The 12,805-nt window shown below is 67.5% G+C and carries 7 protein-coding genes and 1 pseudogene; 3 read left to right on the plus strand and 5 right to left on the minus strand.

All coding sequences use genetic code 11. From position 1 onward, the window contains the following. The 5 genes and pseudogenes from JWP28_RS01730 to JWP28_RS01750 form a co-directional block, all read right to left on the minus strand. Window positions 1-560, minus strand: a pseudogene (locus JWP28_RS01730) (MFS transporter); the annotation flags it as partial. An 11-nt stretch (window positions 561-571) separates the two neighbouring features. After that, window positions 572-1,831 (minus strand): D-arabinono-1,4-lactone oxidase, encoded by a 1,260-nt coding sequence (locus JWP28_RS01735; protein WP_299539302.1) that lies wholly within the window; start codon window positions 1,829-1,831, stop codon window positions 572-574. 13 nt (window positions 1,832-1,844) lie between these two features. Further along, window positions 1,845-4,076, minus strand: coding sequence for a TonB-dependent receptor (locus tag JWP28_RS01740; RefSeq protein WP_299539304.1), 2,232 nt, complete (start codon window positions 4,074-4,076; stop codon window positions 1,845-1,847). Between the two features lie 96 nt (window positions 4,077-4,172). Beyond that, the gene (locus JWP28_RS01745; protein ID WP_299539306.1) at window positions 4,173-4,367 is read right to left on the minus strand and encodes a hypothetical protein; all 195 of its coding nucleotides are present in this window, start codon (window positions 4,365-4,367) and stop codon (window positions 4,173-4,175) included. Window positions 4,368-4,473: 106 nt separating this feature from the next. Next, window positions 4,474-9,435 carry a tandem-95 repeat protein gene (locus JWP28_RS01750; RefSeq protein WP_299539308.1) on the minus strand — a complete coding sequence of 1,654 codons (4,962 nt, stop codon included), beginning with the start codon at window positions 9,433-9,435 and terminating at the stop codon, window positions 4,474-4,476. A gap of 512 nt (window positions 9,436-9,947) precedes the next feature. Between JWP28_RS01750 and JWP28_RS01755 the strand changes: the two genes are divergently transcribed. The 3 genes from JWP28_RS01755 to JWP28_RS01765 form a co-directional block, all read left to right on the plus strand. After that, on the plus strand, window positions 9,948-10,325 hold the full coding sequence (locus tag JWP28_RS01755) for a metalloregulator ArsR/SmtB family transcription factor (protein WP_299539310.1): 378 nt from the start codon (window positions 9,948-9,950) through the stop codon (window positions 10,323-10,325). Next, on the plus strand, window positions 10,312-11,427 hold the full coding sequence (locus JWP28_RS01760) for an SRPBCC domain-containing protein (RefSeq protein WP_299539313.1): 1,116 nt from the start codon (window positions 10,312-10,314) through the stop codon (window positions 11,425-11,427). Before JWP28_RS01755 ends, JWP28_RS01760 begins: the two co-directional genes overlap by 14 nt. A 567-nt stretch (window positions 11,428-11,994) precedes the next feature. Further along, on the plus strand, window positions 11,995-12,805 hold an 811-nt coding region (locus tag JWP28_RS01765), incomplete at its 3' end, for a potassium-transporting ATPase subunit KdpA (protein ID WP_299539316.1).

The following is a 12,805-nucleotide window of genomic DNA, read 5'->3' on the forward strand; positions in this document are numbered from 1 at the left end:
AGCGCCACCAGCCCCGCCGCCGCGCTCACGCCGGCCAGCGCCAGCCAGCCGCCGTTGGCCCCCGCGCGGCCGATGACAAACGCCGTCAGCAGGGTCGCCAACAGGAATTGCGCGAGGGTCTGCAGGGTCAGATAGGCGCCGGACCAGCGTTCCGGCCGCGGTGCGCGGGCGATGAGGCTGAGCGTGATCCACATCATGATCCCACTAGGCACGCCGGCCACCGCTCGGGCGGCCGTGATCGCTTCGCCGGAGAGGCGCGCGGTCAATACGTCGACGACGGCGAGCGCCAGGCCCGCGAGAAGGCCTATGAGGCGCAATCGCCTGGGCTTGAGGAAAGCCCCGGCGAACCCGGCGGCAAGGCCCATGGTCAGCAGTTCCGCGGTGGCGGCGTGGCCGAGCTGCGCGGCCTGCAGGCGGCCCTCCTGTTCCAGGGCGCCAAGCAGTTGCGGCTGCAGGCCGGCGATCATCACGCCGACGATGCCGACGAACATCACCGCGACCGCTTGGCTAAGGCGGGGGGCCTCTCCGATCCAGGGAGGCGCGTCGGTCGGCTGGGCCACGGCGGCGTCCCTCAACTGAACAGCTCGGCAAGATGGGGGTTCAGGAACTTGCCGGCGGGATCCGCCTCCCGCCTGACGGCGCGGAACCGCTCCGCCATCGGATAGAGCGCGTCGACATCGTCGGGGCGCAGGGTGTGGCGCTTGGCCCAATGCGGCCGACCGCCCGCGGCGCGGAAGATGCGCTCGCCCTTGGCGAACAGCTCGCGCCAGGCCATCGGCGCATACTGGTGCATGGAGATCGAGGCGCCGGGCCCCTTGTTGAACGGGCTGATCCAGATGTCGTCGCCGGCCGCCCAGCGGAACTCGAACGGAAAGGTGACGGGAAGGCGGGCCTTGCGGATCCAGGCGATGGCCTCCTGCAGGGCCGGCAGCCCCGCCGCGCGCGGCAGTTCGTACTCCATCTCCTCGAACCGCACGGTGCGTTCGGAGGGGAAGATCTCGTAGGCGGGTCCGATCCGGCGGGTGGCGCCCGATCCGCGCATGATCAGCCGATGCAGGGGTCCGATGAGCGGCGGCGCGGCGCGGCCCAACTCGCAGCAGAACCGGAACACGGCGTCCCCACTGCCGCCGGACCGCTCGGTTGTGTCGGGCTCGTCGGTCGGGTCGAGCGTCTTGAGGATCACGTCGTCCGAATAAGGGAAGACGAAGAACTCGGCGTGGCGGCAGCGTCCCGCGACGTCGGCGAAATTCTCCAGCACCCAGGCCAGGCTGCGCCGCTCGATCCGCTCTTCGAGCCGATAGGCGGGAAGCACGTCGATGACGATGCGGGTCGCGACCCCGAACAGTCCAAGCGACAGGCGCTGGGCCTCGAACAGTTCCGGCCGCTCCGAACGGCTGCAGGTCACGACTGAGCCGTCGGCCATCACCAGGCGGAACGCGTGGGCGAAGGTCGAGAGGCTGCCGAGGTCACGGCCGGTGCCATGCGTGCCGGTGGCCAGCGCCCCGGCCAGCGCCTGGGGGTTCACGTCGCCCTGGTTCGGCAGGGAGAGCCCCTCGCGCCAGAGCGCCTCCGTCAGCCGTTTCAGGCTCCATCCGGCGGGCGCCGTCACGGTCTTGCGGTCCGCCGCCACCTCCAACCCGCCCTGCAGGTCTTCCAGCGACAGCAGCAGGCCCTCGGTGGCGCACAGCGGCATGAACGAATGGCCGGCGCCGACCACGCGCACCTTGGCGGCGCGGCGGACCAGATCCTGCAGGCTCGCCTCGTCCCTCGGGCGCGCCAGTTCGGCGGGGCCGGCCTTTACGCTCCCCGACCAATTACTCCAGGCCGTCATCGGTGCGTCCGCGTCAGTAGTCGTATCGCAGGTAGACGCCGTAGGTCCGCGGCCTGCCCATGCTGAAGGCGTCGAAGCCCAGGCCCTCGATCGGGATGATGTCGCTGATATTGGTCTCGTCGAAGATGTTGCGGCCCCAGAGCCCGAGCTCGTAGCGCTTGTCGGGCGGGCTCCAGCCCAGGCGCGCGTTGACGAAGGTCCGTCCCGGGTCGGAGAGCCGGGCGAGGTTGCGCGTGTCGAAGAAGATCTTGCTGCGGTAGGTACCGTCGGCCTCGATCCGCATGTTTCCGCCCAAGGCCTGCCACTGGTATTGCGCCATGGCCGTCAGGCTCACCTTCGGAGCGTTCGGCAAGGTGTTGCCGGAGAAGTCGCCGGAGAGCGAGTGGAAGTTCTCGTAGTTGGCGTGAAGGGTCGCGGCGCTGAACTGCAGCGTCAGTCCCTCGACCGGCGCCGCCGTCAGCTCCGCCTCGAAGCCGTACATCTTGGCGTTGGAGGCGTTGGTGAAGATCTGCTCGGTGATCGCGCCCACCAGCACCAGGTCGTAGACCTGCAAGTCCTTGTAATCGTAGTAGAACGCCGAGACGTTGGCGCGCAGCCGGTGGTCGAACCATTCGCTCTTGGCACCCGCCTCGTAGGCGTTGACCTTCTCGTCGCGGTAGGGCGCCACCAGGGCGGGATCGGTGGCCTGCCCGCCGAAGAAGCCGCCGCTCTTATAGCCCCGGTTGTAGGTCGCGTAGACGTTGGCCGTGTCGCTGATCTGGTACTGCAGGCCGACCTTCCCCGAGAGCGAGCCGAAGGTCTTGGTCTCATCGACGGTGAAGAAGACGAAGGCGCCGTTCTCGGCGTTGCTGGTGTACTCGAACTTCTTGCGGTCGGCCGAATAGCGCAGGCCCAGCGTGCCGGTGAGCCGCGAGGTGAGCTTGTAGTCCACCTGCCCGAACACCGCGTAGCTGGTGGTGACCTGTTTGTAAGGCCAGCCGAAGATGCCGATGGAATTGGCGATGTCGGCGCCGGACGGGTTTTCCGGGGTCGGGTCGCGGAACATCCGCAGGATGTCATAGTAGGAGTGGTTCCACAGGTAGTCGTAGGAACCGTAGACGCCGACGACCCACTTGGCCGGCCCCTCGCCCTCGGACTGCAGGCGCAGCTCTTCGCTGAGCACCGACTGGCGCGCCAGGTAGTCGGCGGTGATGATGTCGGTCGGCGCGGCGTCGGTGTCCTCCACGTCATTGCGGTGGGCGCTGTCATAGCCGGTCACCGAGACCAGGCTGACGTCTCCCAGCCTCCAGTTGGCGGTCACCGCGGCCCCGAAGGTGCGGACCTTGTCCTTGCCCTGGAGGTGGTAGTCCCCCTGGTTGAGGTTGCTGCTGGTGTTGGCGTAGCCGGCGACGTTGGTGCACTGGCCCGAGGTGTAGAAGCCCGGCGCGCAGAAGCCGTCGGGGCCGGTCGCCGCCGCGGTCTGCGGGACCAGAGAGCGGTTGTAGGCCCAGATGGAGCCGCCGCCCGATTGCCCGTAGCGCACCTCGGTCAGCACATCGAGGTTCGGGGTCGGCGTGAACAGCAGGGAGCCGCGCAGGCTCCAGCGGTCCTGGTTGTTGCCATGGTCGCCGGTCAGCCTGTTCAGCATGAAGCCGTCGTCCCAGGTCCCGGCGCCCGCGAGGCGGAAGGCGAGAACGTCCTTGATCAAGGGGCCGCCGACGCCGCCTTCCACGTTCACGGTGTTGAAGTTGCCGTATTCCACCGACGCGTCGCCGGTGAAGCTCTGGGTGGGCCTGCGGGTGACGACGTTGATCGCGCCGCCAGTGGTGTTGCGTCCGTAGAGGGTGCCCTGCGGACCGCGCAGCACCTCGATGCGGTCGACGTCGAAGAACTGGCCCATCTGCGCCAGCGGCGAGCCGATGTAGACCCCGTCGACGTAGATGGCGACCGGCGTGGCGGTGTTGGGGTTGAAGTCGTTCAGCCCCACCCCGCGGATGAAGATCTTCGGGTTCGCGGCGTTGTCGTCGGTCTTGATGGACAGCGACGGCGACAGGCCGTTGAGGTCCAGGATGTTGGTGACGTGCAGGTCCTTGAGCTGCTGGCCCGACAGCGCGGTGATGGCGATCGGCACGTCCTGCAGGTTTTCGGCCCGCTTCTGCGCCGTCACCACCAGCTCACCGACCGTGGACGGCTCTGCGGCCTGCGCCGCTGTCGCCGCCAGACCGAAGGCGCACAGCGCCACGCCGCGCATTAGAAGAAGCCGCATCGCCCATCCCCCCGCTTCGCCAATGGCAAAACGATAGCACCCGCTATGGATTAGGCAACGGGCCGTTTCGATCCCCACACGGAGGATCGACGCGGGCTAGGCCTGGAACTTCGCGGCGACATCGGCCGGATCGGACTCGACGATGAGACTCATCGAGGTTTCTCCGGTGAGCCCGGTGGTCACGACCTGGGTTCGGCCGTCGCCGGCTTCGAGCAGGCAGACGACCTGGTCAGGATTGATGTGGACGACCCGGCCCCCGCCGCCCGCGACGCGAAAAGCAATCAGACGCATGGTCCACGCTCCACCCTTTGAGGAAGGGGCAGCTTAGCGTTCCCGTGACTTGCCGCCACCAGCTCAAGTGGCGGTGGCGCAGGCGAGCCTGCGCCACCGCTGAGCGCTAGACGAACAGGAAGTCGCCTCCGGTGAAGGACGGCATCGGCGATGTCAGGTTGTCGAAGGTGGTGACCAGCGTCACCGTGCTACTGGCATCGTTCGCGTGGTCGTCGTACCAGAGCGCGACCTTGGTCCCGGTGGTGTCGGTGTTGTAGGCCAGCACGAAGACGCCGCCAGCGAACGTCGCAGCCTTGCCGAACAGCATCGCGTTGATCTCGGCGGCGCTGTCCATGCTGGCGGCGGCGCCGGTCCAGCGCACGATGTCCGCACCCGCGATGGAGGAGCCGGCGCCGAGCGCAGCCACGTCGATCATGGTCGCCGACCCGGGTCCCGGCTGATTCTGCCAGCTGAAGCCCGGCACGCTGAGCTGCCCCTTGTCGGGGCCGATCTCGAAGTCGAGGATCTTGTCGCCGGAGTCGCCCAGGCTCGTGAACTTGAACGCGTCACTACCGTCACCGCCGAACAATTGGTCGGCGCCGCTCCCGCCGATCAGCAGGTCATTCTGCTTGCCACCGATCAATGCGTCGTCACCGGCGCCGCCGTTCAGAATGTCGGTGCCGTTTTGTCCGTATTCGACGTCCACGTCCCCCACGCCGACGACCGAGTCGTCGCCGGAGCCGGCGACCCAGACCTTCACGGTCTGCGAGACCGAGTTGTTGGCCTGGTCAAGCGCGCTGATGGTGATGGCATAGGGCGTAGCACTCGCGCCCAAGGCCGACCCACCGACCGCAAGTGCGCCAGTCGTGGTGTTCAGGGCGAACTTCAAGGCGTCGGTCCCCGACAGCGCGTAGTGGAAGGTGACGCTGTTGGGATCGCCCTTGGCGATGAAGGCGCCGATTGCCTCGTTGGCGTTCAAGCCATTGCCGGTGTCGGTCGTCGCGGTCCCGGCGCCCGTAGCCAGCGTAAACCCGACCGAAGTCGGCCCCTGGGTGTCCGGCGCCGTCTCCACCACATCCGTCACGTTCACGGTCAGCGTCTGGTCGTCAGTCAGCGAGCCGTCGGAGGCGCGCACCTGGACGATGTAGCTGTTGTTGTGGTCGGAGTCGGTCGGCGCCTCGAAGTCCGGGGCGGTGATGAACGACAGCGCGCCGGAGGTGGCGTTGATGGCGAACTTCGCCGAGTCCGAGCCGCCGACGATCGAGTAGGCCAGCGTGGTCCCGGCGTCGGGATCGGTCGCATGCACCGTGGTCACCGCGGTGGTGTTCTCGGGCACGCTCTTGGTCGCCGTGGCGCCGGCCCCGTCGGAGTCGATCACCGGGGCTTCGTTGACGTTGGTCACCGTCACCGCCACCGCCTTGCTGGTGGTGTCCGTTCCGTCGAAGGCGTTGACGCTGAAGTTATAGACGTTGTCCGCGCCGGCATCCGTCGGCGCCTCGAAGTTCGGCGAGACCTTGAACGTCACCGCGCCGGTCGAGGCATCGATGTTGAACAGGCTGGAGTCGCCGCCGGTGAGCGAGAACACCGCCGGTGCGCCGTCCACGTCGGTGACGTTGGCGTCGTAGACCACCGTCGCGATCGGCGCGTTTTCGGCGACGCCGCCGGTCGCCCCGGAGGTGAACACCGGGGGATCGTTCACCGCTGCGACGTTGACCGTCACCGTAGCCGCCGCGCTGGCGAGGGCGCCGTCGGTGGTGGTGTAGGTGAAGTCGGCCGGGCCGTTGAAGTTGGCGTTCGGCGTGAAAGTCACCGTGCCGCCGGCGTTGAGCACGGCCGTCCCGCCGGTCCCGCTGGTCACCGAGGCGATGTGCAGGTCGCCCGGGGGATTATCGACGTCGGTGTCGTTGCCGAGCAGCTGGCTGGCCGTGTAGGTCACCGGCGTGTCCTCGGTGGCCGCCAGCGTGTCGGCGACCGCCACCGGGGCGTCGTTCACCGCCGCGACATTGACCGTCACCGTGGCCGGCGCGCTGTTCAGTGCGCCGTCACTCGCCATGTAGGTGAAGCTCGCCGGGCCGTTGAAGTTGGCGTCCGGGGTGAAGGTCACCGTGCCGGTGGCGTTGAGCACCGCCGTCCCGCCGCTCACGCTGGTCACCGAGGCGATGTGCAGGGTGGGGCTGTCGACGTCGGTGTCGTTGCCGAGCAGCTGGCTGGCCGTGTAGGTCACCGGCGTGTCCTCGGTGGCCGCCAGCGTGTCGGCGGCCGCCACCGGGGCGTCGTTCACCGCCGCGACGTTGACCGTCACGGTGGCCGGGGCGCTGGCGAGGGAGCCGTCGGTGGTGGTGTAGGTGAAGCTGGCCGGGCCGTTGAAGTTGGCGTCCGGGGTGAAAGTCACCGATCCGTCCGCCGGATTGAGCGCCACCGTCCCGCCGCTCACGCTGGTCACCGAGGCGATGTGCAGCTGGGAGTTCAGGTTGTCGACGTCGGTGTCGTTGCCGAGCAGCTGGGCCGCCGTGAAGGTGGCCGGGGTGTCCTCGGTGGCCGAAAGCGTGTCGGCGACCGCCACCGGAGCGTCGTTCACCGGGTTGATGGTCAGGTTGAACGTGCTGGAGTCGGTGAGCGACCCGTCGCTGGTGATCATCTTCACCGCGACCGCGCCGTTGAAGTCCTGCGGCGGGGTCCCGGAGAAGGTGCGACTGGTCGCGTCGAAGTGCAGCCAGCCCGGCAGCGCCGTGTCGTCTCCCAGCGTCGCTGAGTAGGTCAGGCTGGCGCTGTCCACGTCCGTCGAGACCGGCGCCGTGAAGCTGAAGGCGGTGTCCTCGTTGCTGTTCTGGTTCGCCAGCACGGTGGCCACCGGCGCGTCGTTCGTGCCGGTGATGGTCACCGCCACCGTCTGGGTGGCGGTCCCGCCGTTGCTGTCGTCGGCCTTGAGCACATAGTTCAGCACCAGGGTCTGGCCGGCGGCCAGGCTGTTGAAGGCTTCCAAGCCGCTGTTGAAGTGCCAGGCGCCGTTCTGCTCGACGCTCATCATCGCCTTCAGCGCGGCGCCGTCGACGGTCGTCGTGCCGGTGCTCGCCGCGCCGATGCTGACGCTGGCCACCGACAGGGTGTCCGTGTCTGTGGCGTCGACGTCGGTCACCGTCACGTGGCCGTTGGTCATCAGGCCGACGTTGGCCTCCGTCAGGCCGACCGTGGCGCTGTCGGTCCCCACCAGGCTGATCACCGGCGCGTCATTCGTGCCGGTGATGGTCACCACGACGTTCTGTGTGGTGGTGGTGAGGCCGTCGCTGACGGTCACCACGTAGGTCTCGGTCGCCGTCTGGCCCTGGGCCAGATACTGCGCGTCGGCGTTGTTGAGCGTGTAGGTCCAGCCGACCGAGCCGGTGGCGGCGTTGGCCGCTTCGCTGACCGTGCCGAGCGCGAAGGTCCCCAGGGTGGTGGTGTTGCCGGCCGCGGCCGCAGCGGTCGCGGTGTGGTTGTCGCTGAGGTCGACGTCGGAGAAGGCCACCGTACCGGTGGCGCTCAGCGTCGCCGCGTCTTCCACCACCGCGCCGCTCTGAGCGCCGCTGGTGATCACCGGGGCGTCGTTGGTGCCGGTTATGGTGACGTCGACCTGGCGGGTGATGATGCCGCCCTGCTGGTCGTTGAGGGTGACGGTGAAGCTCTCGACCTTGGTCTGGTCCTTGGCCAGGTACTCCACCGCCGAGTCGGCGACGCTGTAGCTCCAGGTCAGCTGGCCGTCGGTTCCCGTGCCGGTGGTGTCGTGGTCCTTGACGACGCTCAGCGTGCCGAGCGTGGCGCCCGGCGCCGCGTTGAGCGGCACGGCGGAGACCAGGTGGACGTCGGTCAGGTCGACGTCGCTGAAGGTGATCACGCCGGTGTTGGTGAGGTTGCCGGCCGGGGTCACCTGCTCGGTGACGGCGCCGATGAGATCCTGGGCGGTGATCACCGGCGCGTCGTTGGCGCCGGTGATGGTGACCACGACGTTCTGGGTGGCTGTGGAACCCTTGCCGTCATCGACGGTCACGACATAGGTCTCGGTCACCGTCTGGTTCTTGGCCAGGTACTGGGCCGCGGCGTTGTCGAGCGTGTAGGTCCAGCCGACCGAGCCGGTGGCGGCGTTCGCCAGTTCGCTGACGGCGCCGAGCGCGAAGGTCCCGAGGTGGGTGGTGGTGGAGGCTGTGGGCGCGAAGGTCGCGGTGTGGCCGTCGGTGAGGTCGACGTCGGAGAAGGCCACGGTGCCGTTGGCGCTCAGCGTTGCCGCGTCCTCCACCACAGCGCCGGCCTGGGCCGGGCTGGTGATGGTCACCGGATCGTTGGCGCCGGCGATGTTCACTGACACCGTGGTGGTCGCGGTATCTCCATCGGCGTCGGTCACGGTGTAGGTGAAGCTGTCGTGGCCGGTCTCCCCGACCGCCAGGTAGTCCCAAAAGCCCGCCGTCGGCGTGTAGGTCGGCGTGGCGACCGGCGCGTTGACGACGCTGAAGTTCGTGACCATGGACACTGCGCCATGGGCCGCCTGGGTGAAGGCGACCGTCGCCACCTGGTCGGCCACGGTGTCGTTGGCGAGGATGTTGCCGCCTGCGTTGGCGGTGTTCTCTCCGGCGCCCATGCTGTCGGCGACGAGTAAGACCGGATTGTCCTCGGCGCTTAGCAACACGCCGTCGACGATGACCTGAACCGTCTCGATCTTCGACACCGCGAGCCCGAAGGCGGTGAACTGGAAGATCGCGTTGGTGGCTTCCAGGGTGTGGACGTTGGTGTTGACCGTGAGGAAGGTCAGGTACTTTGCGAGGTCCGACTGGACCGCGGCGCTGTTCCATTGCGCCAGCGTCAGGTTGAGCTGCAGGACATCGTTTCCGGAGCCGCCGTCATAGACGTCGCTGGAACCGACGTTGTCCGACATCTTGAAGATCAGCAGGTCGTCGCCGGAATTGCCGCTGACGGTGTCCGAGCCGGAGCCGCCATCGAGCGTGTCGAGGCCCGCGCCGCCGTTCAGCTTGTCGCTGCCGGCCCCGCCGGAGATGACGTTGTCGCCCGAGAGGCCGTTCAGCGCGTCAGCGCCGGCGGTGCCGTTGATGATGTTCGCCATACCAAGCCCCCAACCCAAGTCTGCGTGATGCAGCGAGCCCGCGTTTCGAGGGGCTCATTGGGGACTGCATTATAACAACGTTAGCTAAAAATCAATATGTCTTAAGCAAAGGTAACCTTAACCAAAAGATAGCCGGCAAGTTGTCGGGCATAGATCGCAAGAATAATTCGCCTATAGAGGGAATAATACATCCTCACAGGCGATATATCGGGAACCCGCGAAGAGATGGCGTCGACTACGGCCCCCGCAGCGTCAATTTGTGTTCCTGCGACACTTCGGCGGCAACCCGGCATACTGCGGTAGATCGCCGCAGTTCCCGAGCGCAGGCGGATTTCCGATGAAATGCTCAGTCGTCGGAACGTCTCCGACCGCCCCCGACAGGCCCCGCTGTCACCAAGCGATAACCCGACCGCCCGCTATCCGCAGCTCGATCCGCCCAACTGAGATGGCTTTGGATTGACGGGGCCGTTCGATCGTGTAATTAACCGATCTGTTATTTAACAGGTTCGCTAATGATACGCGAGATCGATCCCTTCAGCGCCACGCTGTCCGCCCTGGCCGATCCCACCCGCCGCGCCATCCTGGCCCGGCTGAGCGAGGGCGAGGCGACGGTGAACGAGCTGGCCGCGCCGTTCGACATCAGCCTGCCCGCCATCTCCCGCCACCTGAAGGTGCTGGAGGGCGCGGGCCTGATCTCGCGAGGCCGCACGGCCCAGTGGCGACCATGCCGGCTGGAGGCCGAACCGCTGCAGGCGCTGGACGGTTGGCTGGAACGCTACCGCCGGTTCTGGGACGCAAGCTTCGACAGAATGGACGCCTACCTGGCCGAACTGAAGGCCAGGGCGGCCGAGGAACAGGCCCCAAAAGGAGAAGACGATGCCGCTGGATAATTCGACCGCCGAGCTGCGCGACGACGAGCTTCTGGTCACCCGCACCTTCGATGCGCCGCCGGCCCTGGTGTTCCGGCTGTGGTCGCAAGCCCAGCACATGCAGCGCTGGTTCGGGCCCCAGGGCTTCACCTGCACCCACTGCGAGATCGACTTCCGCCCCGGCGGCCGGTGGCTGGCCTGCATCGAGTCCGAACAGAGCGGGCCGCTCTGGATGGGCGGCGAATTCCGCGAGATCGAGCCCGACCACCGCATCGCCTTCACCTTCGGCGACCGGGACCCGGCCGCCAACGTCCACCCCTCGACCGAAGTAGTGGTGACCTTCACCGACCGGGGCGGCGGCACGACCCTGCAGACCTTCCACCAGACCGGCTTCCCGACCGTGGCCTTCCGCGACGGCCACATCGTCGGCTGGACCTCCGCCTTCGAGAAGGCCGAGGTCTATGCCCGAGACCTGGCCGAGGCGGCGACGCCGGTGGTGTCCGCCTTCCGCTGGGTTCCCGAGTTCGCGCGGGGCCAGGTGCGCGACCTGCGCGTCCGGTGGGCGCTGGAGGAAGCCGGGCGGCCCTACCTGACCCACCTTCTCGAACAGGGCGAGCAGGCCCAGCCCGGCTATCGCGCGCTGCAGCCCTTCGGCCAGGTGCCGGCCTATCGCGAGGGCGGGATCGAGCTGTTCGAATCCGGGGCCATCGTGCTGCACATCGGCGAAACCAGCGAAGCCCTCATGCCCGAAAGCCGGGAAGGCCGCGCGCGGGCCATGGTCTGGGTTCTGGCGGCGCTGAACTCGGTGGAGACGGTGGTGCAGCAGCTGGGCGAGATCGACGCCTTCCACGCCGGGGAGACCTGGGCGCAGGCTCGCCGCCCCGCCGTGGTGGAGCGGGTCAAGAAACGGCTCGCCGAGCTGGCCGAGGCGCTGGGCGACAAGGACTATCTGGAGGGCGGCTTCACCGTCGGCGACCTGATGATGGCCTCGGTCCTGCGCATCATCGACGATACCGACCTGGTCGCCGGCGAACCGCGGCTGAAGGCCTACCTCGCGCGTTGCGAGGCCCGCCCGGCCTTCCAGCGCGCGATGGCCGCCCACCTGGCCGACTTCAGGGACTGACTCTCGAAGGGTGGCCCTGGCGACGAGAGGGGCGACGAGAGGGGAGGGTGCGCCACGGCCCTCTCGAGCCCGGTTAGTGGCGCCGCTCGGCGCATGCCCACGCCCCGTACACGCCGCCTAAACCGGCCGTGCGGGGCGTTGTGGTTTCAGGACTTGGACAAGTCCTGAGGCGAGAGCCGCAAACCGGGCGGCGGGGCGCCGGTGAGTCCAGCTGGGGCCTTTATGAATCGTTGATTCCTGCCAGCCGGATACGAATGGCGCCTTTAGGCTTTCAGGTCGTATCAGCGTCACCGTTCGACCAAGGCGGGAGAAAGCTATGCTCGATCTGATCTATCTGGCGGCAGGGGTGGGCGTGCTGCTGCTCTTCGTCGGCTATGCGGCTCTCTTGAGGAGAGCTTAGTCATGCTGATGATCCTGCTCTACGCCGCCGGCGGCATCGGCATCGCGATCTACATGATCGCCGCCCTCCTGCGGCCCGAGAAGTTCTAGCTGGCGCTCGGCCCGCGGCGCGATCGCCGCCCGTCGCCCGCTGGGACAACCCTAATTATTCGAGAAGGAGACCTCGCCATGGATGCGCGAGGCTGGTTTGAGATCCTGTTCACGATCGCCGTCACGGTCGCGCTTGCGTGGCCGCTCGGCTTCTACATGGCCCGGGTGTGGAAGGGCGAGCGCACCTGGCTCGATCCCGTGCTGCGGCCGGTCGAGGGCGTGCTCTACAAGTCCTTCGGCGTCGATCCGAAGAAGAGCCAGAACTGGTTCGCCTACACCGTCTCGATGCTGATCTTCAGCGCGGCGAGCTTCGTCGTGCTCTACCTGATCCTGCGCTTCCAGGACCTGCTGCCGCTCAACCCGCAGGGATTCAAGGGGGCTTCTCCGGACCTGGCGTTCAACACCGCGATCAGCTTCGTCACCAACACCAACTGGCAGTCCTATGTGCCGGAACAGGTGATGTCGACCTTCTCGCAGATGGCCGGCCTGACCTCCCACAACTTCCTGTCCGCCGCGGCGGGCATCGCGGTCGCCGCCGCCCTTGCGCGGGCCTTCGCCGCCAACCGGGCCGAGAATCTTGGCGACTTCTGGGTCGATCTGACCCGGATCAGCCTCTACGTGCTGCTGCCGTTCTCGCTGATCCTCGCCATCGCGTTCGTCGCGCTGGGAGAGCCGCAGACCCTGGTCGCCCACGCCATCGCCCGTACGGTGGAAGGCGGCAAGCAGACCATCGCGCTCTTCCCGACTGCCTCCCAGGAGGCGATCAAGCAGTTCGGCACCAACGGCGGCGGTCTCTTCAACACCAACTCGGCGCACCCGTTCGAGAACCCCAACGCGATCACCAACTTCCTGGAGATCGTCGCGATGAACGTGCTTGGCTATGCCTGCG

Source organism: Phenylobacterium sp., assembly GCF_028290885.1.
GTDB lineage: Bacteria > Pseudomonadota > Alphaproteobacteria > Caulobacterales > Caulobacteraceae > Phenylobacterium.